The organism is Pseudomonas sp. VEM90 (assembly GCF_054611535.1).
This window is the reverse complement of the sequence record NZ_JBTRAR010000016.1, coordinates 42,261-66,620: the sequence shown is the minus strand read 5'-3', so window position 1 is coordinate 66,620 and position 24,360 is coordinate 42,261. Positions and strand designations below refer to the sequence as shown.

Below are 24,360 nucleotides of genomic sequence, written 5' to 3'. Positions count from 1 at the left end.
CATCCGCAAGGGGGGGGGGAAATTTTACTGCCCAAAAGTGCTGCTCGATGCACTCCTCATACCAGCAGGCTCTTCAGAGCTAGAATATCCCATACGAAAGCAATAGCAAGAGTGACTGCAACGCCCTCCACAAATGCGAATAAATATCAATTGAGCAGACTTGGATTTTGACTATACAAAAAATCTAAAATCTGGTAACCGTATTCAGGACGATCGTTTAAGGTTGAAGTAGAGATCGCTTGGTTCAAAAAGTTCCGGAGAAAAAAACCATTAATCTGTTCTGCTATTTTGGTATACCAACTTCCAATGTGAGGTTCGAAGCAACCGCGCTGCTGCGCAATGCTTGTAGTAGTTGCAGCTTGGCACTGATCTCACCATGTACAAGCAACACTCGTCCTGCAGGAGACCGCCCCTGCAGAGCGAAGCGCACGAGCCCAAACTGATCTGCATGCCCTGCAAAGCCAGCGATCGTCATGACCTTAAGCCGCACTTCATACATCCGCCCATCCAAATCAACCTGCACAAACCCTTCAGCCCCCTCACTCGCCTGTATCACCGCCCCCGGCGTCCCCTTAGCCTGGTACCCCACAAACATCACCTCATGCCGCGGATCCCCCAGCATGGCCTTGAGGTAATTGACGATACGCCCACCCGAACACATCCCGTTGCCGGCGATTACGATTGCAGGGCGCCCTGTGCTCTTGAGGTAGTTGACCACCTGCTGGTGGCGGGCATGGGTGTCCACACTGATCAGCTGACTGAAGCCGAGTGGATCGCGCCCCGCTTCAACACGCGCCTTGGCTTCTGCATTCCAGTATTCGTGCAGCTCCCGGTACACGCTGGTGATGCGCTGAGCCAAGGGCGAATCGAGGATGACGGGCAACTGTGACCAGTCGATCGGCTCCCCGTCCGGAGCCGGACCGGTAGTGTTCAGCAGGGCTTTGCGATGAAGAATATCTTCCAGTTCATACAGCAGCTCCTGGGTACGACCAAGACTGAATGCGGGAATCAGGATGGTGCCCTTGTCGGCGAGGGCTCGATCGATGGCGTCTTCCAGTCGCTGGCGGCGGTCGCCTGCCTGTGGGTGCAGGCGGTCGCCGTAGGTGCTTTCCAGCACTAGCACGTCGGCGCGCTCCGGAGGCTGCACCGGACGCAGCAACGGGTTGCCGCAAGCGCCCAGGTCGCCAGAAAACACATACCGGGTGTTGGTTTGCTCATGCTGCATATCGCACTCGACATAAGCGGACCCCAGCAGATGCCCTGCGCGCTGCAGACGAATACGACAGGCAAGACCCGGGCGCTCGGCCACCGTGTGCCACTGCTCGAAGGGCAGCGGCACGATGAGGTCACGGATGAAATCGAGATAGCGCGCCACCTGCGCAGGCTTGCTGCTGATACTCAGCTTGTAGGCGTCTTCCAGTACCAGCGGCAGCAGCCGGGCTGAGGGCTCGCTGCACAGGATAGGGCCACGGTAACCCGCTGCCAGCAGCGCAGGGATGCGCCCAACATGGTCGAGATGGACATGGGTGATGACCAGTGCCTGAATGCCCTGGATATCGAAGCCGAGCGCCGCGGTCTCCGCATCCGACGGCGCCTCATTCCCTTGCTCAAGGCCGCAATCAATCAGCAGGCTAACGGAGGGATCAAGGTGCAACTGATGGCAGGACCCAGTGACGCCGCGGGTACCACCATGATGGGAAAGGCTGGGATATTCCATGCTGCGCACACTCGCCTGGACCGAAAATGAAGTGGACTATTACTCCATGACGGCCGACGCATGCATAGGTGAACCTTTCTTTATTAGGTGTAGGACATTTCCTTAGTTGCCGCTCAGTGCCGCCTCACGGGCAGACGCCCTGATCTTGCGCTTGCTGCGCTGCACGCCGTAGGCCCCCAGCAATGGCCCGACTGCCAGGCCAATGACCAAAGCGGCCAATACCAGGACAGCAACCGGCATGGCGGGTGCAGCCCAACCGAACAGGACCAATGACACGGTTTGCTGGTTCTCCAGCACGAAGAACAGCACCACAGCCGCCAATAGCAGCACGAAGACCGCCGCCAGGGCGCGCTTGAAGTTACGCATCAGATTGCTCCTTTGGGAATCAGGTGTGGGCCTCTTCATGCTCGTCTTCATTGACCCGGTCGCGCAACTCTTTGCCGGGTTTGAAATGCGGCACGAACTTGCCTTCGAGGCTGACCGACTGGCCGGTCTTGGGATTACGGCCTACGCGTGGGGCGCGATAGTGCAGCGAGAAGCTGCCAAAACCGCGGATCTCGATGCGATCGCCGGTAGCCAGGCATTGTGACATCTGCTCAAGCATGGTCTTGATGGCCAGCTCCACGTCCTTGGACGAGAGCAGCCCCTGATGGGTGACAATACGTTCGATCAGCTCCGACTTCGTCATATTTTTCCCTTCGTTATCAAGCAGCTAGATCATTGCTTAACCAGTTTGTAGCACGCCGGGAAGGATTTGAACAGGGTGGATCTTGACTTAATAAAAAAATTCAAGATTGAAGTAATTCAAGAATGGTCTACCGCTTAGACAGGCCAGCGCTGCCTGATTCGCGGGTGAACCCGCTCCTACAATGGGGGGTGCCAGCCTGAAGTTAGCGTGGTCCGGCGCCATCGGCGTAGGCGCGGGTTTACCCGCGAACACCGGCGATGCCGGTGCCATCCACCGTGGCGCCTGATTCGCGGGTGAACCCGCTCCTACAATGGGGGTGTCAGCCTGAAGTTAGCGTGGTCCGGCGCCATCGGCGTAGGCGCGGGTTTACCCGCGAACACCGGCGATGCCGGTGCCATCCACCGTGGCGCCTGATTCGCGGGTGACCCCGCTCCTACAATGGAGGGTGTCAGCCTGAAGTTAGCGTGGTCCGGCGCCATCGGCGTAGGCGCGGGCTTACCCGCGAACACCGGCGATGCCGGTGCCCTCCCACCGTGGCGCCTGATTCGCGGTGAACCCGCTCCTACAATGGGGGTGTCAGCCTGAAGTTAGTGTGGTCCGGCGCCATCGGCGTAGGCGCGGGTTTACCCGCGAACACCGGCGATGCCGGTGCCATCCACCGTGGCGCCTGATTCGCGGGTGAACCCGCTCCTACAATGGAGGGGGTGTCTGCCTGAAGTGGTCCGGCGCCATCGGCGTAGGCGCAGGTTTACCCGCGAACACCGGCGATGCCGGTGTCATCCACCGTACACTGGGTTGTGCCAGCCTGAAGCTGGCGTGGTCCAGCGGTGACAACCGCCGCGCCGCTTGATTGCAGGCATAAAAAAAGGGCGACCCGAGGGTCGCCCTTTTTACCGATCAAACAGAACTCAGTTCTGCTTGGCCATTGCTTCGCGCAGCAGCGCAGCCATGGTGGTGTCGGCAGCAGCTTCCGGAGCGTTTTTCAGGCTCTGGATAGCTTCGCGCTCTTCAGCGTCGTCTTTCGACTTGATCGACAGGCTGATAACGCGGGACTTGCGGTCAACGCTGATGATCTTGGCTTCGATCTCTTCGCCTTCCTTCAGAACGTTACGCGCGTCTTCAACGCGGTCACGGCTGATTTCGGAAGCTTTCAGAGTGGCTTCGATGTCGTCGGCCAGGGTGACGATGGCGCCTTTGGCGTCAACTTCTTTCACGATGCCCTTGACGATAGCGCCCTTGTCATTGACAGCAACGAAGTTGGAGAACGGATCGTCTTCCAGCTGCTTGATGCCCAGGGAGATGCGCTCGCGCTCTGGGTCGACCGACAGGATGACGGTTTCCAGCTCGTCGCCCTTCTTGAAACGACGTACGGCTTCTTCGCCGGTTTCGTTCCAGGAGATGTCGGACAGGTGAACCAGGCCGTCGATGCCGCCGTCCAGGCCAATGAAGATACCGAAGTCGGTGATCGACTTGATGGTACCGGTGATCTTGTCACCCTTGTTGAACTGGCCGGAGAAGTCTTCCCATGGGTTGGACTTGCACTGCTTGATGCCCAGGGAGATACGACGACGCTCTTCGTCGATGTCCAGAACCATGACTTCCACTTCGTCGCCAACCTGAACGACTTTCGACGGGTGGATGTTCTTGTTGGTCCAGTCCATTTCGGAAACGTGTACCAGACCTTCAACGCCTTCTTCCAGCTCAGCGAAGCAGCCGTAGTCGGTCAGGTTGGTAACGCGAGCCTGTACGCGAGTACCTTCTGGGTAACGGGCAGTGATAGCTACCCACGGATCTTCGCCCATCTGCTTCAGACCCAGCGAAACGCGGTTGCGCTCACGGTCGAACTTCAGAACGCGTACGTCGACTTCGTCGCCAACGTTAACGATTTCCGATGGGTGCTTGATGCGCTTCCAGGCCATGTCGGTGATGTGCAGCAGGCCGTCGATACCGCCCAGGTCCACGAATGCGCCGTAGTCGGTGAGGTTCTTGACGATACCTTTGACTTGCTGGCCTTCCTGCAGGGTTTCCAGCAGGGCTTCGCGCTCGGCGCTGTTCTCGGCTTCCAGCACGCTGCGACGGGAAACGACAACGTTGTTGCGCTTCTGGTCCAGCTTGATGACCTTGAATTCCAGCTCTTTGCCTTCAAGGTGGGTGGTGTCGCGCACTGGGCGGACATCAACCAGGGAGCCCGGCAGGAACGCACGGATGCCGTTAACGTCGACAGTGAAGCCGCCCTTAACCTTACCGTTGATAACGCCCTTGACCACTTCTTCGGCGGCGAAAGCTGCTTCCAGAACAATCCAGCACTCGGCGCGCTTGGCTTTTTCACGGGACAGTTTGGTTTCGCCAAAGCCGTCTTCGACCGCGTCCAGCGCAACGTGAACTTCGTCACCGACCTTGATGGTCAGCTCGCCAGCTTCGTTGTAGAACTGCTCGAGCGGGATGACGCCCTCGGACTTCAGGCCAGCGTGTACGGTAACCCAGTCGCCGTCGATGTCGACAACGATACCGGTGATGATCGCACCCGGCTGAAGATTGAGGGTTTTCAGGCTTTCTTCAAAGAGTTCTGCAAAGCTTTCGCTCATTTTAATTCCTGTAGATTCGGGCGAAACAAACGCCCATAACCACATTCCAGACAATGTGGGTTCGTTTTAAGTAAAGGAAAGCCGGCAGGACGTTGACTGGTGCCCCTGCCTGCTTTCCTGGCTATCAGATAAGGTCGCGCTGGGCGATCTCGCTTCTGATACGTTGCAACACCTGCTCGATGGACAACTCGGTAGAGTCCAACTGAATGGCATCGGCCGCTGGTTTCAGCGGGGCCACTGCACGTTGGGTGTCACGTTCATCACGTGCACGAATCTCATCCAGCAGACTCGACAGACTAACATCTTCACCCTTGCCCTTCAACTGCAGGTAGCGGCGACGTGCGCGCTCCTCCGCGCTGGCGGTGAGGAAGACCTTCAATGGCGCGTCCGGGAACACCACGGTACCCATGTCGCGACCGTCAGCAATCAGCCCCGGCACTTCGCGGAACTCACGCTGACGCACCAGCAGCGCATCACGCACCGCCGGCAGCGACGCCACCATCGATGCACCGGCACCGACGGTTTCGGTACGGATGACGTTGCTGACGTCCTCACCCTCAAGGATGATCTGCTGCAGCTTACCGGGCTCGGCAGCGATGAACTGCACATCCAGATGAGCGGCAAGCTTGGTCAGCAGCTCTTCGTTGGTCAGGTCGACGCCGTGGTTGCTCGCATTGAATGCCAGCAAGCGATACAGCGCGCCGGAGTCCAGCAGCTTCCAGCCCAGCTCGCGGGCCATCAGCCCGGCGACAGTGCCCTTGCCCGAGCCGCTTGGCCCGTCGATGGTAATAACCGGTGCCAGCGAATTCACGACTTGCCCTCTTCTGCCACGCGAATACCCACTTCGGCACACAGCGCCAGGAAGTTGGGGAACGAGGTGGCGACGTTGGCGCAGTCGTGAATGCGAATCGGTGCACTGGCGCGCAGCGAGGCCACGCTGAAGGCCATGGCGATGCGGTGATCACCATGCCCATGCACTTCGCCGCCGCCCAACTGGCCGCCGTCGATGATGATGCCGTCCGGGGTCGGCTCGCACTTGATGCCCAAGGTGATCAGGCCATCGGCCATCACCTGGATGCGGTCGGACTCCTTGACCCGCAGCTCTTCGGCGCCACGCAGCACGGTACGCCCTTCAGCGCAGGCAGCCGCCACGAACAATACCGGGAATTCGTCGATGGCCAGCGGCACCAATGCTTCAGGAATGTCGATACCCTTCAGCTTGGCACCGCGCACACGCAGGTCGGCCACAGGCTCGCCGCCCACCTCACGCTGGTTTTCCAGGGTGATGTCGCCGCCCATCAGGCGCAGGATGTCGATCACGCCGGTACGGGTCGGGTTGATGCCGACATGCTCCAGCACCAGCTCGGAGCCTTCAGCGATAGAGGCTGCCACCAGGAAGAACGCTGCCGAGGAAATGTCAGCCGGCACTTCGATCCGGGTAGCGGTCAGCTTGCCACCGGACTGCAGCGAGGCCACCGGGCCATTGCTGTCGACCGAGTAGCCAAAACCGCGCAGCATGCGCTCGGTGTGGTCACGGGTAGGCGCAGGCTCGGTGACAGTGGTCTTGCCTTCGGCGTACAGACCAGCCAGCAACAGGCAGGATTTGACCTGGGCGCTAGCCATCGGCAGCGTGTAGGTCAGCCCTTTGAGCTTGTGGCCACCACGAATGGTCAGCGGCGGGCGGCCGTCCGGGCCGGTTTCGACCACAGCACCCATTTCGCGCAGCGGGTTGGCCACACGGTTCATCGGGCGCTTGGACAGCGAGGCGTCGCCGGTCATGGTGACATCGAACGACTGACCGGCCAACAGGCCCGACAGCAGGCGCATCGAGGTACCGGAGTTACCCACGTACAGCGGCCCTGGTGGCGGCTTGAGGCCATGCAGGCCCACGCCGTGAATGGTCACGCGACCGTGGTTGGGGCCTTCGATGACCACACCCATGTCACGAAATGCCTGCAGGGTCGCCAGCGCGTCTTCGCCTTCGAGGAAGCCTTCGACCTCGGTAGTACCTTCGGCCAGCGAGCCGAGCATGATCGAGCGATGGGAAATCGACTTGTCGCCCGGTACACGGATCCGCCCGTTCAGGCGGCCACCCGGTTGGGCCTGGAAAATCAGATCGTTGGCGTTCATAGCGTCCACATAGGCCCGGCGGGCCAGGATTTTACTGAAATGCTCGCGGGCAGCCCGTGCGCGGGTGAATACACCCAGCAGCTGGTGCCCATCCCCTTCAGCGATCGCGTCGCGCAAGGCGTCGAGATCGCTGCGATATGTATCAAGTGTGCGCAGGACAGCGTCGCGGTTGGCGAGGAAGATGTCATGCCACATGGTCGGGTCGCTGCCGGCGATTCTTGTGAAATCGCGGAATCCACCCGCAGCGTACCGGAAGATCTCGAGGTTTTCATTGCGTTTGGCCAGCGAGTCGACCAGGCCAAAGGCCAGCAGGTGTGGCAGATGGCTGGTGGCGGCCAGTACTTCGTCATGGCGCTCGACCGACATGTGCTCCACATCGGCATCCAGCGCACGCCACAGGCGGTCAACCATGGCCAGCGCGGCGGGGTCGGTTTCGGCCAGCGGCGTGAGGATGACCTTGTGCCGACGGAACAAGGTGGCATTCGACGCCTCTACCCCGCTCTGCTCGGACCCGGCGATGGGGTGGCCCGGGACGAAGCGCGGCAGGCGTGCACCGAAGACGGCACGCGCCTCACGCACGACGTTGCCCTTGGCGCTGCCAACGTCGGTGATGGTCGCATCACCCAGGTCTAGCAGGGCCAGGCGCGCCAGGACTTTTTCCATGGCCAGGATCGGTACGGCCAGCTGGATGACATCGGCGCCCACACAAGCGGCGGCGAGGTCTTCTTCGCAGCGGTCGACCACCCCCAAGGCCACAGCCTGCTTGCGCGAGAGGGCATCCAGGTCGACACCGACCACTTCGCGGCACAGGCCGCTTTCACGCAGGCCCTTGGCGAACGAGCCGCCGATCAGGCCCAGGCCGACCACGACCAGGCGGTCGATGATGGGCGCGGGTTTGGTTTTTGCTGCATTTACCACTGGTGCGAACCCTGTTCAGAAATCTAGGTAGCCTGTGAGGGCCATTGGGGCCGCGGCGCGGCCCTTCGCGGGCTCGCCCGCTCCCACAGAGATCGGCATCACATGCTCACTGTGGGAGCGGGCATGCCCGCGAAGGGCTGCAAGGCAGCCCCAAGGCCCCTGAATCAAAGCACCGCCTTCGGATAAGAGCCCAGCACCTTCAGCGCCACAGCCTCCTGGCTGATCTGCTCGAGCACCGCCTTGATCAGCGGGTCGCGGTGGTGGCCGACGAAGTCGATGAAGAACACGTAGGTCCACTTGCCGCTGCGCGACGGGCGGGTCTCGATACGGGTCAGGTCGATGCCGTTCTGATAGAACGGCACCAGCAACTCATGCAAGGCTCCTGGCTTGTTGCTCATCGAAACGATGATCGAGGTCTTGTCGTCGCCGGTCGGCGGTACTTCCTGGTTGCCGATCATCAGGAAGCGCGTGGAGTTGTCCGGGCGGTCTTCGATCTTCTCGGCCAGACGGGTCAAACCGTACAGATTGGCCGCCATGTCACCGGCGATCGCCGCCGAATTCCACTCACCCTTGACCCGCTTGGCCGCTTCGGCATTGCTCGATACAGCCACGCGCTCCACGTTCGGGTAGTGCGCGTCCAGCCACTTGCGGCACTGGGCCAGCGACTGGGCGTGGGAGTAGATGCGGGTGATGCTGTCGGTCTTGGTGTTCTCGCCCACCAGCAGGTGGTGGTGAATACGCAGCTCGACCTCACCGCAAATCACCATGTCATGCTCGAGGAAGCTGTCCAGGGTGTGGCTGACCGCACCTTCAGTGGAGTTTTCCACCGGCACCACACCGAAGTTGACGGCACCGGCCGCCACCTCACGGAACACTTCGTCGATGGCCGCCATCGGGCGACTGATCACCGCGTGACCGAAGTGCTTCATGGCCGCCGCCTGGGTGAAGGTGCCTTCTGGGCCGAGGTAGGCGATTTTCAGCGGTTCTTCCAGGGCCAGGCACGACGACATGATTTCGCGGAACAGCCGCGCCATCTCTTCGTTGCCCAGCGGCCCCTTGTTGCGCTCCATCACGCGCTTGAGCACCGCAGCTTCACGCTCGGGACGGTAGAACACCGGCTTCTCGCCTTCCTTGAGCGAGGCAGTCTTGACCCGGGCTACTTCTTCGGCGCAGCGGGCGCGGTCGCTGATCAGCTCGAGGATTTTCTCGTCGAGGCTGTCGATGCGCACGCGCAGCGCCTTGAGCTCCTGTTCGGACATATCAGCCATGCTCCTTCTCGAATTCAGCCATGTAGCCTACCAGCGCTTCTACCGCTTCCAGGCCCAGGGCGTTGTAGATGGAGGCACGCATGCCGCCAACCGAACGGTGGCCCTTGAGGTTGAGCAGGCCACGCGCGTCGGCGCCCGCGAGGAAGGCCTTGTCCAGGCGCTCGTCAGCCAGGCGGAACGGCACGTTCATCCACGAACGGGCGTTGACGCTGATCGGGTTGGTATAGAACTCGCTGCGGTCGATGAAGCCGTAAAGGCGGTCTTTCTTGGCACGGTTGCGCTGCTCCATGGCATCAACGCCGCCCTGCTCCTTCAGCCACTCGAAGACCAGGCCCGAGAGGTACCAAGAGTAGGTGGCCGGGGTGTTGTACATCGACCCGTTGTCAGCCGAAACCTTGTAGTCGAGCATGGTCGGGCAGCTGCTGCGGGCATGACCCAACAGGTCTTCGCGCACGATCACCACCACCAGGCCGCTTGGGCCGATATTCTTCTGCGCGCCGGCGTAGATCAGGCCGTACTGCGACACATCGATCGGGCGCGAGAGGATGTCGGACGACATATCGACCACCAACGGCACGTCACCGGTTTGCGGCACCCAGTCAAACTGCAGGCCACCAATGGTCTCGTTGGACGCATAGTGCACGTAGGCAGCGTTTTGGGTCAGGTTCCACTCGTTCTGGCCGGGGATGGCCAGGTAGTCGTAAGGCTTGGCAGTGGCGGCGACGTTGACGTTGCCGAAACGGCGCGCTTCCTCGATGGCCTTTTTCGACCAGATGCCGGTTTCGATGTAGTCGGCTGTGCCGTTTTCCGGCAACAGGTTCAGCGGGATTTCAGCGAACTGCTGGCTGGCGCCCCCTTGCAGGAACAGCACCTTGTAGTTGGAGGGGACGGACAGCAGGTCACGCAGGTCCTGCTCGGCCTTTTCGGCGATGGCCACGTAATCGTCGCTGCGATGGCTCATTTCCATCACCGACAAGCCCTTACCACGCCAGTCCAGCATCTCGGCCTGTGCGCGCTGCAAGACAGCGTCAGGAAGCGCGGCAGGGCCTGCGCAGAAGTTAAAGGCTCGTTTGCTCACATCCACTCTCGCTCTGCCAAATAGAACAAAAACTATCACATGGGTTAGCAGCGACCCTGTGGGAGCGGGCGAGCCCGCGAACACCGGCAAAGCCGGTGCCATCTACCGCAGTGTCTGCTTCGCGGGCATGCCCGCTCCCACAAGGTCGGGCTTTGCCAGCTGTTATCAGTCAAACGGGGCGACCTTGGTCGCCCCGTTCGGGTTTCACGCTTGATTACTCTTGCGGGGCCTCTTCGGTACCCGCTGCTTCTTCATTTTCATTGTCTGGCGCTACAGCCTCGACACCCTCCTCGTCCGTCTCGATCACCTCATCGAGTTCGTCCTCGGACGGCTCCTGGATACGCTCCAGGCCCACCAGCGTCTCATCGGCCGCCAGCTTGATCAACGTAACCCCCTGGGTGTTGCGGCCCAGGCTGGATACCTCGCCAACCCGGGTGCGAACCAGCGTACCCTGGTCGGAAATCAGCATGATCTCCTCGCCTTCCTGCACCTGGATAGCACCGATCAGCAAGCCGTTGCGCCCCTTGGTACCCATGGCGATCACACCCTGGCCACCGCGGCCGCGACGTGGGAACTTGGACAGCGGGGTGCGCTTGCCAAAGCCACGCTCGGAGGCGGTGAGGATCTGCGAGCCGGACTCCGGGATAAGCATCGAAATGATCTGCTGACCTTTGCCCAGCTTCATACCGCGTACACCACGGGCGTTGCGACCCATTTCACGCACGACGCTCTCGGCAAAGCGGATGACCTTGCCAGCGTCGGAGAACATCATGACTTCCTTGGCACCATCGGTGATGGCCGCGGCAATCAGGGTGTCGCCTTCTTTCAGCTTCAGGGCGATCAGGCCGTTGGAACGCGGACGGGCGAACTGCACCAGCGGGGTCTTCTTGACGGTACCGGAAGCGGTCGCCATGAAGATGTACGCGCCGGTCGGCTCTGCAACCCACTCCGGGGTGTCACCGTCTTCTTCGTCGACTTCCTCGGCCTCTACCAGCTCACCCTCGAGCACGGTGTCTTCAGCTTCTTCCAGTTCTTCGTCGAGGTCGGCGTTCTGCTGCAGCGCTTCGAGGTCGATCTGCAGCATGGCGGTGATGCGCTCACCCTCCTCCAGCGGCAGCAGGTTGACCAGCGGGCGACCACGGGCAGCGCGGGACGCTTCGGGGATTTCGTAGGTCTTCTTCCAGTACACCTTGCCCTTGCTGGAGAACAGCAACAGGGTGGCGTGGCTGTTGGCGACCAGCAGGTGCTCGATGTAGTCCTCGTCCTTCACGCCGGTCGCCGACTTGCCTTTGCCACCGCGGCGCTGGGCCTGGTAGGCGGACAATGGCTGGGTCTTGGCATAACCACCATGGGAGATGGTGACCACGCGCTCTTCTTCCGGGATCATGTCGCCGTAGTTGAGGTCGTGGCTGGCATTGAGGATTTCGGTGCGACGGGCATCGCCGTACTCGGCACGGATGGCCTCCAGCTCCTCGCGAATCACTTCCATCAGGCGCTCGGCGCTGCTGAGGATGCGGATCAGCTCGCCGATCTGCTCGAGGATTTCCTGGTACTCGGCCAGCAGCTTCTCGTGCTCCAGGCCGGTCAGGCGGTGCAGGCGCAGGTCGAGAATGGCCTGGGCCTGTTCCGGCGACAGGAAGTACTTGCCGTCATGCAGACCGTACTGCTCCGGCAGGTCCTCAGGACGGCAGGAATCGGCGCCGGCGCGCTCGACCATGACCTGCACGGCACTGGATTCCCACGGCGTGGAAACCAGGGCTTCCTTGGCTTCGGACGGCGTCGGCGAAGCCTTGATCAGGGCAATGACCGGGTCGATGTTGGACAGCGCGACCGCCTGGCCTTCAAGGATATGGCCACGTTCACGGGCCTTGCGCAGCTCGAATACCGTACGACGGGTCACCACCTCACGGCGGTGACGCACGAACGCTTCGAGCAGGTCCTTGAGGTTGAGCAGGCGCGGACGGCCGTCGACCAGAGCCACCACGTTGATGCCAAACACGCTCTGCAGCTGGGTTTGCTGGTAGAGGTTGTTGAGCACCACCTCTGGCACCTCGCCGCGACGCAGCTCGATGACGATGCGCATGCCGTCCTTGTCGGACTCGTCGCGCAGCTCGGTGATGCCGTCGATCTTCTTCTCTTTGACCAGCTCGGCGATCTTTTCGATCAGGCGCGCCTTGTTCAGCTGGTACGGCAGCTCGGTGATCACGATCTGCTGGCGGCCGCCAACCTTGTCGATGTCTTCGATCTCGGAGCGGGCGCGCATGTAGATACGGCCACGCCCGGTGCGATAGGCCTCGATGATGCCCTGGCGACCGTTGATGATGCCGGCAGTCGGGAAGTCCGGGCCAGGGATGTGCTGCATCAGCTCATCGATGGTGACTTCCGGGTTGTCGATGAGCGCCAGGCAGCCATCGATGACCTCGCCGAGGTTATGCGGCGGAATATTGGTCGCCATGCCCACGGCGATACCGCTGGAACCGTTGACCAGCAGGTTGGGAATACGCGTCGGCATGACCGCCGGGATCTGCTCGGTGCCGTCGTAGTTGGGCACCCAATCGACGGTTTCCTTGTGCAGGTCGGCCAGCAGCTCGTGGGCCAGTTTGGTCATGCGCACTTCGGTGTATCGCATGGCTGCGGCGTTGTCGCCGTCCACCGAACCGAAGTTGCCCTGGCCGTCGACCAGCAGGTAGCGCAACGAGAACGGCTGGGCCATACGCACGATGGTGTCGTAGACCGCAGTGTCGCCGTGCGGGTGGTACTTACCGATCACGTCACCGACCACACGGGCGGATTTCTTGTACGGTTTGTTCCAGTCGTTGCCCAGTTCGCTCATCGCATAGAGAACGCGGCGATGCACGGGCTTCAAGCCGTCACGCGCATCGGGCAGCGCTCGCCCGACAATCACGCTCATCGCGTAGTCGAGGTAAGACTGTCTCAGTTCGTCTTCGATATTGACCGGGAGGATTTCTTTGGCCAGTTCGCCCATGAGAAGCCTGATTCCTTTTTCTGGTGAAACTTCGCAGCTCCATCAAGGGCCGAACGAAGCTCGCCGCCGCAGCGCATAAGGGTGCGACGACTTACGACAAATCAATGAGTTGTGCCATGGATCTGCGCAATGAAGGCCGCCGTGATGGGCGGTCTTGGAAACTGCCGGATGTTATCACAAACGCGGGGGCGGTGGGGAGAGGTGGCAGTTGGTCTCAGCCGCGTTTGAAACCTGGTTTTTGTATTGCCGGCACCGGCCTCTTCGCGGGCTCGCCCGCTCCCACAGGTTCACCACAGCCCTAAGGCCATGCGATATCCCTGTGGGAGCAGGCAAGCCCGCGAAGAGGCCGGTGAGGCGATACAAAATCAGTGCAGGCGCTTGCGGCAAATCAACTGGGCCAGTTTGGCGGTATCCGGGCGCTCGACAACACCCCGTTCGGTCACGATAACGTCAATCAGGTCGGCCGGGGTCACATCGAACACCGGGTTGAATACCTCGACACCCGGCGACACCCGGGTACCGCCGAAGTCCAGCCACTCGTCGGCGTCACGCTCCTCCAGCGGGATATCCTCGCCCGTGGCCAGGTTCAGGTCGATGCTGGTGCTCGGCGCCACCACCATGAAGCGCACGCCATGGTGCATGGCACTGACGGCCAGCTGATAGGTGCCGATCTTGCCGGCCATGTCGCCATTGGCAGCGATGCAGTCCGCCCCCACCACCACCCAGGTGATGCCTTTGGTCTTCATGAGGTGGGCCAGCGCAGAGTCGGCACAAAGGGTCACCGGGATGCCCTCGTTGGCCAGTTCCCAGCCGGTCAGACGGGAGCCCTGCAGCCAAGGGCGAGTTTCACCGGCATAAACCCGCTCGACCATGCCTTCCAGGTAGCCGGCACGGATCACCCCCAGCGCGGTGCCAAAGCCGCCAGTGGCAAGGGCGCCGGCATTGCCGAAGGTGAGCAGGGCCTGGGCATTGCCCTGATGGCGTCGGATCAGCTCGATACCCTGCTGGGCCATGGTCAGGTTGGCCTCACGGTCGCTCTCGTGAATGGCCGCCGCTTCAGCCTCCAGCGCTGCCAGAGCGTCTTCTTCCGGCCGCAGGCGCTGCAGGCGCTCGCGCATGCGGTTCAGCGCCCAGAACAAGTTGGCGGCGGTAGGACGCGCTTCGGCAAGGGTGAGAAAGTCGTCTTCCAGGTCCATTTCCCAATCGCCGCCTTCGGCCAGCCGCTCTTCAAGGGCCAGTACCAGGCCGTAAGCTGCGGCAATACCGATTGCCGAGGCGCCACGCACCGCCATGTCGCGGATGGCTGCGGCCACCTGCGCAACATTGTCGCAGGCCAGCCAACGCTCCTCCGACGGCAGCAGGCGCTGGTCGAGCAGGTGCAAGGCGCCGCCCTGCCAGCGGATCGCGGTCACCTTCTCCGCCGCCAAAAGTCGCTCGCGCATTGCCTCTCCCCGTCATTCGGATATCAAAAGCCGGCGATTATAGCGACCCTCGGGGCCGAGCGCTCGGGTATACTCCGACGCAATTTTGCGAAGTTTCAGAGGACTGTTCAATGAGCAACGTCGACCGCGCCGAAATCGCCAAGTTCGAAGCGCTGGCCCACCGCTGGTGGGACCGCGAAAGCGAGTTCAAGCCGCTGCACGAAATCAACCCGCTGCGCGTCAACTGGATCGACGAGCGCGCCAGCCTGGCCGGCAAGAAAGTGCTGGACGTGGGTTGCGGTGGCGGCATCCTCAGCGAAGCCATGGCCCTGCGCGGTGCCACGGTCACCGGTATCGACATGGGTGAAGCACCGCTGGCAGTGGCCCAGCTGCACCAGCTGGAGTCGGGCGTGCAGGTCGAATACCGGCAGATCACCGCCGAAGCCCTGGCCGAGGAAATGCCTGAACAGTTCGACGTGGTCACCTGCCTGGAAATGCTCGAGCACGTGCCCGACCCGTCTTCGGTGATTCGCGCCTGTTACCGCATGGTCAAGCCTGGTGGCCAGGTGTTCTTCTCCACCATCAACCGCAACCCCAAGGCCTACCTGCTGGCCATCGTCGGCGCCGAGTACATCCTGAAGATGCTGCCGCGCGGCACCCATGACTTCAAGAAGTTCATCCGCCCCTCCGAGCTGGGCGCCTGGAGCCGCGATGCCGGCCTGCAGGTGAAGGACATCATCGGCCTCACCTACAACCCGCTGACCAAGCACTACAAGCTCAACAGCGACGTCGACGTCAACTACATGATCCAGACCCTGCGCGAGGAATAAGCATGCGTTTGCGAGCAGTACTCTTCGACATGGACGGCACCTTGCTGGACACGGCGCCGGACTTCATCGCCATTTGCCAGGCCATGCTCGCCGAGCGCGGGCTGCCGGCCGTTGACGACAACCTGATCCGCGGCGTGATCTCGGGTGGCGCCCGCGCGATGGTTGCCACTGCGTTCGCCATGGACCCGGAGGCTGACGGCTTCGAGGCCCTGCGCCTGGAGTTCCTCGAGCGTTACCAGCGTGACTGCGCGGTGCACAGCAAGCTGTTCGAGGGCATGGCCGAGCTGCTGGCCGACATCGAGAAAGGCAACCTGCTGTGGGGCGTAGTCACCAACAAGCCGGTGCGCTTCGCCGAGCCGATCATGCAGCAACTGGGCCTGGCCGAGCGTTCGGCGCTGTTGATCTGCCCGGACCATGTGAAAAACAGCAAACCCGACCCCGAGCCAGTGATCCTGGCCTGCAAGACGCTGAACCTGGACCCGGCCAGTGTACTGTTCGTCGGCGACGACCTGCGCGACATCGAGTCTGGCCGCGACGCCGGCACCCGCACGGCGGCGGTGCGCTACGGCTATATTCATCCAGAGGACAACCCCAACAACTGGGGTGCCGACGTGGTGGTGGACCACCCGCTGGAACTGCGCAAAGTGATCGACAGCGCGCTGTGCGGCTGCTGAACCCAGACCGATGACCGGGCACCGCCTCTTTGTAGGAGCGGGTTCACCCGCGAATGCGCCAGCCCAGACAACACTGGCGCCTGATCGGACGCATTCGCGGGTAAACCCGCTCCTACGATAGCCCCAGGCCGCCCACACGAACTCGAAGGACAGAACCATGTTCGACTACACCGCCCGCCCCGACCTGCTGCAAGGCCGGGTCATCCTGGTTACCGGTGCCGGCCGTGGCATTGGTGCCGCGGCTGCCAAGGCCTATGCCGCACTAGGTGCCACCGTGCTGCTGCTGGGCAAGACCGAGGCCAACCTGAACGAGGTCTACGACCAGATCGAAGCTGCCGGTCACCCGCAGCCGGTGGTCATCCCGTTCAACCTGGAAACCGCCCTGCCACACCAGTACGACGAGCTGGCGGCGATGATCGAAGGCCAGTTCGGCCGCCTTGACGGCCTGCTCAACAACGCGTCGATCATCGGTCCGCGTACGCCGCTGGAACAGCTGTCAGGCGACAACTTCATGCGCGTGATGCACATCAACGTCAATGCCACCTTCATGCTCACCAGCACCCTGCTGCCGCTGCTGAAGCTGTCGGAAGACGCATCGGTGGTATTCACCAGCAGCAGCGTCGGGCGCAAGGGCCGGGCTTACTGGGGCGCCTATGGCGTGTCGAAGTTCGCCACCGAGGGCCTGATGCAGACCTTGGCCGATGAACTGGAAGGCGTGGCGCCGGTACGTTCCAACAGCATCAACCCAGGCGCCACGCGCACGGCGATGCGGGCCCAGGCCTACCCCGGCGAGAACCCGCAGAACAACCCGCTGCCCGAAGAAATCATGCCGGTGTACCTGTACCTGATGGGGCCGGACAGCACAGGGGTGAACGGGCAGGCGTTCAACGCCCAATAAACCTGCACTGGCCTCTTCGCGGGCTTGCCCGCTCCCACAGGCACTGCGCAGCCCTCAAGGACTGAGCCATACCTGTGGGAGCGGGCAAGCCCGCGAAGAGGCCGCTACAGGCGAACGATCAGCCGGCTGCCAACGCCGGCCGCATGCGGCCTTGCTGGCGCCCTTCCAGCTGCATGCAGCGCTCCAGGAACAGGAACATGCAGTCGTAACTCTTGCAGATCGCCCTGCGCAGCTCGGTCCGCAAGCCCAGGGTCGGGTTCTCACCGGCCAGGGTACAGATGATTTCCAGCGCCTCCCACGGGTGCGCATCGTCATACTGGGCATGCATCTTCAGCCACTTCATCGCCCGCTTGCGCCCTTCTTCAGGGAACCCCTGGGCATAGGTGTCGGTCGAGCACACCACCGCCGACCATTCACCGGTCGCGCCTTCGATGGCGTAGTTGGTCGCCGCCATCGAAATGGCCAGGTTCTCGGTGGCACACACCCGCCAGCACCAGTCGTTCAGGCCGTTCAGCTCGGGCGGCACTTCTTGCGCCTGCAACTCGTGCAGGTGCACACCGTGCGCCTGGCACCAGTTCACCCAGTAGTCGGCATGGTTGAGCTCGACGCGGATGTTGCGCATCAGCCAGCGCCGCGCCATGTCCTCGCCCTGGTGCCGGCCATAGCGGGTTTTGGTCAGGTTATGCGCCATGTACAACGAAAACTGCTCCACCACCGGCCAGCCACCGATCAGGTACTGACGGATGGTCGATTGCTTCAGCTGGCCATCGCGTAGACGGGCATAAAACTCATGCTCAACCACCCGGCGCTTGCTCTCGCGGCAGTCTTCAATCAGCTGCTGGGCCCATTGGGGGTAACTGGCGGGGTCCATCAAAGGCCCGATACGAACGAATGCATCAATCACTTTCAGCTCCTTGATCCTTGTGATTTCCAATTAGCGAAACGTGCCAGGTGCTCGCTGCAACAGAGGCCGGGCGGCTATCCGTTGGCGCTGCAGACTGTCACAGGTGAACACCTGGGGGCGTTCGATCAGGTAGCCCTGGGCGTAATCCACGCCTATTTCCTGCAAGGCCTGCTCGATCAAGGGTGTTTCGACGAACTCGGCAATAGTGCGTTTACCCATCACATGGCCGATATGGTTGATGACCTCGACCATGGCCCGATTGACCGGGTCGTCGAGCATGTCCTTGACGAAACTCCCGTCAATCTTCAGGTAGTCCACGGGCAAATGCTTGAGATAGGCGAACGACGACATGCCGGCGCAAAAATCATCAAGCGAGAAACGGCACCCCAGCCCTTTCAGCTCGTTGATGAAGCGAATAGCGCTGCCCAGGTTGGCAATGGCGCTGGTTTCGGTAATTTCAAAACAGATCATGCGCGGCGGAATGGCGTATTCGACGAACAACCGTTGGAGGTATTCAAGGAACTTGTCGTCGCCAATGCTGGACCCCGACAGGTTGATCGCACAGGTCGACAACGGACCTTCACGCCCTTCTTCCAGGCACTGGTGTATGACCATGAACACGTTGCGCACCACCCAGCGATCCAGCGCGGTCATCAGGCCGTAGCGCTCGGCCGCAGGGATGAAGCTGCTGGGCAGGATGGTGCGGCCGCTTTCGTCGTGCAGCCGCAACAGAATTTCGATATGACCCGGGCCCTCGAAGGTTTTAAGCGGGGCGATTTCCTGGGCGTAGAGGCAAAAGCGGTTTTCTTCCAGGGCCACATGCAAGCGCTGGATCCAGGCCATTTCGCCAAACCGCATGGACAGTTCGCTGTCGTCGGCGTGGTACACCTGCACCCGGTTACGGCCCTTTTCCTTGGCCATGTAGCAGGCCATGTCGGCGGCGCGCAGCGAGGCCTCCAGGGTGCCAGGGGCCTGGGCCATGTGCACCAGGCCGATGCTGACCGTGGTCACGAACGGCCGCCCTTTCCATACGAAGTGCAGGCTCTGCACCAGCTGACGCAGTTGTTCGGCAATGCGCTCAGCCTGGTCGGGCGGGCAGTTTTCCAGCAGTACGCCAAATTCATCGCCACCCAGCCGCGCCAGCGTATCGCCCTCACGCAGGCCGGATTGCAGCACAGCACAGATGTGTCGCAGCAACTCATCGCCGGCCGCGTGGCCACAGGTGTCGTTGACTAGCTTGAACTGGTCGAGGTCGAGGAACATCAGCGAATGCCGCCCAGCCTGGCGTGCCAGGTCGTTGAGCACCTGCTCCAGGCGGTATTCGAACTCGCGGCGGTTGGCCAGACCGGTCAGGGCATCGTGGGTCGCCTGCCAGGACAGATTGGCGATGTACTGGCGTTCCTGGGTCATATCGTGCAGCACCAGCACGATGCCACTGACCTGGCCATCACTGACAATCGGCGAGCCTACCAGGTTGATCGACACGGTACTGCCGTCCAGGCGCTGGATCAGCCGGGCATGCTCGGAGCCGCCCTTGAGGCTGCCGCTGAGCACCTGTTCGACCAGGCTGCGACCGTCATCCTCGGCGTGTTCATCCACCAGGCTGAACAGCGCCGACAGTGGCAGGCCCTGGGCCTGGCCGGATTGCCAGTGGGTCAATTGTTCGGCGGCCGGGTTCATATAGCCGATATTGCCCTCGACATCGGTGGTGATCACCGCATCACCGATGGCCTGCAGGGTAATCTGCGCACGCTCTTTTTCTTGCTGCAGGGCGCTGGCAAAGGCCTGGCGCTGGGCCAACAGCTTGCTGGAGCGGCCCCAGGCAATCGCAATCAGGAACATCGCGGTCAGCAGGTTGGTGATCAGCAGCACCCGCAGCACGACGCGCGAGCCCTCGCCCAAGGCATCACTGAAGGCCTTGGCCGCCGGGGTCACGCCTTCGTTGATGGCGACAATACGGGCCTTCCACTCGCTGACAGTGTCTGCATCCACCGGGCCACTGGCAAAACGCTGGCGCATTTCACCGGCCAGTACATCCAGCTTGGCCAGATAGTCGTCGCCGATGTCCCAGTAATCGATGGCTGTCTGCATATAGCTGACATGGCGGAAGTTGCGATAGAACCAGATGATACGCGTGACATCGTCAGGGTGGTTGCCACCTTGCAGTACCGCCTGTCGCGCGGCGTCCAGATCAGGGTTGGGGAGGTCGAGCACCTCGCGCAGGCGCTGGTCACCCTGAGGCACGGTAATGGCCTGGCGATAACGTTGGTAGGTGCTGTCGTCACGCGTCTCGCTGTATAGACTGAGGTAGTAGATGGCATCTTTCTGCGCCTTGGACCACAGGCTTTCGCCCGCGACATAGGCGCGCACGGCCGAGAGCGTGTAAAGGCTGAGGCTGCCCAACGCCACCTGAAGGACCACTACGGCGATGAAAGGCCATGTGATGCCGAGCAACTTTGGCGCTTCGAGTGTGCGATTTCCCTTCATGGAGTCCCTGTCACAGAGCAGATAAGGCGTAAATCGACCCAGACAAGCACAGCGTAGGCCATTTGCCATTGCTGTGGAGGGGATTTTTATGACAAGGAATCGGGGGGATTTATGCAGCGTATGCGCTGGCCATTGCAGGAGCGGGTTTACCCGCGAAGAAGACACCGCGGTGGATGGCACGGGCTTCGCCCGTGTTCGCGGGCAAGCCCGCTCCCACAGGGATCGCACCAGCTTTTAGAAATTGAGCAAGACGGTTGCTTCCACAAGTACGGTGAAGGCAACCAGATAATCAGCTCTGCTGCAGGTGCCCATAAAGCTTGGCATATAACCCACCCTCGGCAATCAGTTGCTGATGGTCGCCGTCTTCGGCCACGTGCCCGCCATCGAACACCAGCACTCGGTCGGCCTGTTTCACCGCTGACAACCGGTGGGCGATGATCAGCGTGGTGCGGCCGCTGAGAAAGCGCGCCAAGGCCTGATGCAGGTTGTACTCGGTTGCAGCATCCAGGGCTGAGGTGGCCTCGTCGAGGATCACCACCTTGGGCTCAGCCAGCACCATGCGGGCAATGGCCAGGCGCTGGCGCTGGCCACCGGACAAGCGCACGCCTGAACGCCCCACCACACTGTCCAGGCCCTGCGGCAAGGCGGCGATGGTGGCATCCAGCTGGGCGATGCGCAGCGCCTGCCAGCACGCATCATCGCTGCAGTCACGGCCCATGGTCAGGTTGGCACGCACGCTGTCGTTGAACAGCGACGGGTGCTGCAACACCACCGCGACGTTCTCGCGCAGGGTTTCCAGGCCGATTTCCTGCAGGCTGGCCCCGCCAAAGCGGATGGTCCCGGCCTGGGCGCTATAAAGGCCCAGCAATAGCTGCACCAACGTGCTCTTGCCGCCGCCGCTGGCACCGACAATCGCCACCTTCTCACCCGCAGCGATGGACAGGTCGAGGTGCTCGAGTACCGGCTCGTCGGCATAGGCAAAGCGCAGGTCGCGCACTTCAATGCCCACCGTTTCGCGCCCGGCGAACGGGTCGCTGGCGGCTGGGTATTGCGGCTCGTCGGCACGCGCCAGCAGCTCGTTGAGGCGGCTCAGCGCACCGCCTGCGGCGTAGTACGCATATTGCAGATTAAGCAGTTGCTCCACCGGGCCGATCATGAACCACAGGTAGCTGAACACCGCCAGCATCTGGCCGATCGACAGGTCGGAAAACAGCACGGTCAGCATGGCCGCCGCGCGGAAGATGTCGATGCCGAACTGGAACAGCAGGCCGCTGGCACGGCCACTGGCATCGCTTTTCCATTGCGAGTCCACGGCGTAATCGCGCACTTCGCGGGCACGCAGGCCCAGGCGGCCAAGGAAGTAGCCCTGGCGGTTGCCGGCGCGGATTTCCTGGATGGCATCGAGGGTTTCCGCCAGCGCCTGGGTAAAGCGCGCGGTGCTGTCGTTTTCGAGCTTTTTCAGGTGTTTGACGCGCTTGCCCAACTGCACGGTGAAGTAGATCACCAGCGGGTTGAACAGCAAGATCAGCAAGGCCAGCTGCCAGTGCATCCAGATCAGGATGGCCGCGGTGCCGGTCAAGGTCAGCATGGCCACCAGGAAGCGGCTTAGGGTTTCGCCAACGAACTTGTCCAGGGTGTCCAGGTCGGTGACCAGGTGGGTGGTCACCGTACCGCTGCCCAGGCTTTCGTATTCCTTCAGCGAAATACGCTTGAGCCGCTCGATCAGGCGGATGCGCAGGCGGTAGACAATATCCTTGGCCAGACCGGCGAACAGCTTGGACTGGATCACGTTGAACGCCAGCGCAGCCAGGCGCAGGCACAGGGTGAGCGCCAGCATCAGGCCGATGTAGCCGGCCGCCACCTGCCAGCCGGACGGCAGCAGGTGGTTCATCCACTTCAGCGCGGCATCGCCGTGGCCGAGCAGCACTTCGTCCACCAGCAGCGGCAGCAGCAGCGGAATGGGCACACTGCAACACGCCGCCAGTAACGCAATGAGGTTCGCGGACCAGAGGTTTTTCTTGTGATGCAGGGCCAGGCGGCGGATTTCCGCCCAGCTCAGTCGATCGCCCGCAGTGTATGGCTTGCCCGGTACCGGGTCGGGTGACCCAGGCACATCAAGCACAGGCGGCCTGCTGCAGCCAGCGGCCGAGCAAGGGTTGCAGGCGCTCCAGCGGCTGATAGCCGTTGGTCAGCAAGGCCAGTTGGCCATTGCGCTCGGCCAGCAGGGTCGGGAACCCGGCAATACCCAGGTCCTGGGCCCAGGCGAAGTCGGCTGCAGTGGCGGCGCGGGTATCGGCACGGGCGAAGGTTTCGGCGAACACGGCACGGTCGAAGCCACACTGCGAGGCTAGCTCGACCAGCTGCGGCGCGGTGGTCACATCGACGCCCTGCTCGTAGAACGAACGCTGAATCGACGCCAGCAGCGGCCAGACGCGCTCGGCATCCAGCTCGCGGGCCGTGACCAGGGCGCGGCAGGCCGGCTCGGTGTCGTAGACGAAGCCGTCAGGCATGGCCCCCTCGAAGCGGAACGGCTGGCCGGTAGCATCAGCCACTGCCTGCCAGTGTTCCAGGATGTACTTGCGAGTGGAGCTGTCCAGGGCGCTGCCGCCAGTGCGCAGCCCGCCCGGTACCAAGTGGGTGGGCACGCCTGCCTCACGCGCCTGGGCGATCAGGGCCGCGGCCACTGGCGCAAAACCCCAGCACCAGGAGCACATCGGGTCCATCACATAGATCAGGCGTGCAGACATGCTTCAAGCCTCGGCTTTGTAGTTGTAACCGATCGGGTGCGGCAGGTTGCGGGCCTTGGCCAGCTCTATCTGCTTCTGCCGGTCGATGGCACTGCGCCGGGTCTTCTCGCTCAGGCTGTCCCAGCAATGCGGGCAGCTGACACCTGGCGAATAGTGCTCGGACGCGCGCTCCTCTGCATTGATCGGGTGGCGGCAGGCGTGGCACTGGTCGTACTCGCCTTCGCTCAGGTCATGGCGCACCGTGACCCGGTTGTCGAAGACGAAGCAGTCGCCGTCCCACAGGCTTTCTTCCTGAGGCACTTCCTCGAAGTATTTCAGGATGCCGCCCTTAAGATGATAGACCGACTCGAAGCCTTCACCGAGCATGTAGCTGGAGGCCTTTTCGCAACGGATGCCGCCGGTGCAGAACATGGCGACCTTCTTGTGCTTGCTCGGGTCGAAATTGGCCTTGATGTACTCCGGGAACTCTCGGAAGGTTTCGGTCTTCGGGTCGATGGCGCCCTTGAATGTGCCGATGGCCACTTCGTAGTCGTTGCGGGTGTCGATCAGCAGCACTTCCGGGTCGCTGATCAGGGCGTTCCAGTCCTTGGGCTCGACATAGGTGCCAACGGCCTGGTTGGGGTCTACGCCCGGCACGCCGAGGGTGACGATCTCTTTCTTGAGTTTGACCTTGGTGCGGTAGAACGGCTGTTCGTCGCAGTACGACTCTTTATGGTCGATATCGACCAGACGCGGGTCATCGCGCAACCAGGCCAGCAGGCCATCAATGCCTTCCCGGGTGCCCGAAACGGTACCGTTGATGCCCTCCTGGGCCAGCAGCAGGGTGCCTTTGACGTTGTTGTCGAGCATGGTCTTGAGCAGCGGCTCGCGCAGCTCGACGTAGTCTTCCAGGGTGACGAACTTGTACAGCGCCGCGACGACGATGGCTTGAGACATGTAACGGAATCTCCAGGTGGTTGCCCTCGTAAGGGGCGGACCGGGTTTGACAGGTACAGAAAAAGCATGGGGGCGCTTTGCACCCCTTTCGCG

The 24,360-nt window shown here is 62.0% G+C and carries 18 protein-coding genes; 3 read left to right on the top strand and 15 right to left on the bottom strand.

Features of this window, described 5'->3' with window-relative positions; all coding sequences use genetic code 11:
• Positions 1–283: 283 nt before the first annotated feature.
• From ACYCCG_RS16475 to mtnA, 10 genes are all read right to left on the bottom strand, one after another.
• On the bottom strand, positions 284–1,717 hold the full coding sequence (locus tag ACYCCG_RS16475; protein ID WP_459671159.1) for an MBL fold metallo-hydrolase: 1,434 nt from the start codon (positions 1,715–1,717) through the stop codon (positions 284–286).
• Positions 1,718–1,819: 102 nt separating this feature from the next.
• Positions 1,820–2,083, bottom strand: a complete 264-nt coding sequence (locus tag ACYCCG_RS16470; RefSeq protein WP_135192843.1) for a lipopolysaccharide assembly protein LapA domain-containing protein — start codon at positions 2,081–2,083, stop codon at positions 1,820–1,822.
• Positions 2,084–2,102: 19 nt separating this feature from the next.
• Entirely contained in the window at positions 2,103–2,405 is a 303-nt protein-coding gene (gene ihfB / locus ACYCCG_RS16465) for an integration host factor subunit beta (protein ID WP_010952810.1), read from the bottom strand.
• A 908-nt stretch (positions 2,406–3,313) separates the two neighbouring features.
• Positions 3,314–4,990: a 30S ribosomal protein S1 gene (gene rpsA, locus ACYCCG_RS16460; RefSeq protein WP_003252673.1), complete on the bottom strand. Its 1,677-nt coding sequence runs from the start codon at positions 4,988–4,990 to the stop codon at positions 3,314–3,316.
• Between the two features lie 124 nt (positions 4,991–5,114).
• On the bottom strand, positions 5,115–5,801 hold the full coding sequence (cmk, locus tag ACYCCG_RS16455) for a (d)CMP kinase (protein WP_176685055.1): 687 nt from the start codon (positions 5,799–5,801) through the stop codon (positions 5,115–5,117).
• Positions 5,798–8,005, bottom strand: coding sequence for a bifunctional prephenate dehydrogenase/3-phosphoshikimate 1-carboxyvinyltransferase (locus tag ACYCCG_RS16450; protein WP_459671225.1), 2,208 nt, complete (start codon positions 8,003–8,005; stop codon positions 5,798–5,800). The genes cmk and ACYCCG_RS16450 overlap by 4 nt, the downstream gene beginning before the upstream one ends.
• A gap of 197 nt (positions 8,006–8,202) precedes the next feature.
• Positions 8,203–9,297, bottom strand: coding sequence for a prephenate dehydratase (pheA, locus tag ACYCCG_RS16445; protein ID WP_003252669.1), 1,095 nt, complete (start codon positions 9,295–9,297; stop codon positions 8,203–8,205).
• A gap of 1 nt (position 9,298) precedes the next feature.
• The gene (gene serC / locus ACYCCG_RS16440) at positions 9,299–10,384 is read right to left on the bottom strand and encodes a 3-phosphoserine/phosphohydroxythreonine transaminase (protein WP_176685053.1); all 1,086 of its coding nucleotides are present in this window, start codon (positions 10,382–10,384) and stop codon (positions 9,299–9,301) included.
• A 214-nt stretch (positions 10,385–10,598) separates the two neighbouring features.
• Positions 10,599–13,370 (bottom strand): DNA gyrase subunit A, encoded by a 2,772-nt coding sequence (gyrA, locus tag ACYCCG_RS16435; protein ID WP_459671155.1) that lies wholly within the window; start codon positions 13,368–13,370, stop codon positions 10,599–10,601.
• A gap of 365 nt (positions 13,371–13,735) precedes the next feature.
• Positions 13,736–14,812 (bottom strand): S-methyl-5-thioribose-1-phosphate isomerase, encoded by a 1,077-nt coding sequence (gene mtnA / locus ACYCCG_RS16430; RefSeq protein ID WP_176685051.1) that lies wholly within the window; start codon positions 14,810–14,812, stop codon positions 13,736–13,738.
• 110 nt (positions 14,813–14,922) lie between these two features.
• On the opposite strand from mtnA, the gene ubiG reads away from it, so the two are divergent.
• From ubiG to ACYCCG_RS16415, 3 genes are all read left to right on the top strand, one after another.
• Positions 14,923–15,621: a bifunctional 2-polyprenyl-6-hydroxyphenol methylase/3-demethylubiquinol 3-O-methyltransferase UbiG gene (ubiG, locus tag ACYCCG_RS16425; protein WP_012271034.1), complete on the top strand. Its 699-nt coding sequence runs from the start codon at positions 14,923–14,925 to the stop codon at positions 15,619–15,621.
• A gap of 2 nt (positions 15,622–15,623) precedes the next feature.
• Positions 15,624–16,295 (top strand): N-acetylmuramic acid 6-phosphate phosphatase MupP, encoded by a 672-nt coding sequence (mupP, locus tag ACYCCG_RS16420; protein ID WP_176685049.1) that lies wholly within the window; start codon positions 15,624–15,626, stop codon positions 16,293–16,295.
• Between the two features lie 157 nt (positions 16,296–16,452).
• Positions 16,453–17,193, top strand: coding sequence for a YciK family oxidoreductase (locus ACYCCG_RS16415; protein WP_176685048.1), 741 nt, complete (start codon positions 16,453–16,455; stop codon positions 17,191–17,193).
• Positions 17,194–17,311: 118 nt separating this feature from the next.
• On the opposite strand, the gene ACYCCG_RS16410 is transcribed toward ACYCCG_RS16415, so the two are convergent.
• The 5 genes from ACYCCG_RS16410 to trhO form a co-directional block, all read right to left on the bottom strand.
• A complete protein-coding gene (locus tag ACYCCG_RS16410; RefSeq protein WP_010952802.1) occupies positions 17,312–18,097 on the bottom strand; it encodes a TenA family transcriptional regulator in 786 nt (261 codons plus the stop codon).
• A 30-nt stretch (positions 18,098–18,127) separates the two neighbouring features.
• Positions 18,128–20,584, bottom strand: a complete 2,457-nt coding sequence (locus tag ACYCCG_RS16405; RefSeq protein WP_459671152.1) for an EAL domain-containing protein — start codon at positions 20,582–20,584, stop codon at positions 18,128–18,130.
• Between the two features lie 289 nt (positions 20,585–20,873).
• Complete coding sequence (locus ACYCCG_RS16400) at positions 20,874–22,706, bottom strand: ABC transporter ATP-binding protein (protein ID WP_209964156.1); 1,833 nt, start codon at positions 22,704–22,706, stop codon at positions 20,874–20,876.
• Positions 22,699–23,331: a DsbA family protein gene (locus tag ACYCCG_RS16395; RefSeq protein WP_339444642.1), complete on the bottom strand. Its 633-nt coding sequence runs from the start codon at positions 23,329–23,331 to the stop codon at positions 22,699–22,701. The genes ACYCCG_RS16400 and ACYCCG_RS16395 overlap by 8 nt, the downstream gene beginning before the upstream one ends.
• Before the next feature lie 3 nt (positions 23,332–23,334).
• Positions 23,335–24,267 carry an oxygen-dependent tRNA uridine(34) hydroxylase TrhO gene (trhO, locus tag ACYCCG_RS16390; protein WP_339444641.1) on the bottom strand — a complete coding sequence of 311 codons (933 nt, stop codon included), beginning with the start codon at positions 24,265–24,267 and terminating at the stop codon, positions 23,335–23,337.
• Positions 24,268–24,360: the final 93 nt, after the last annotated feature.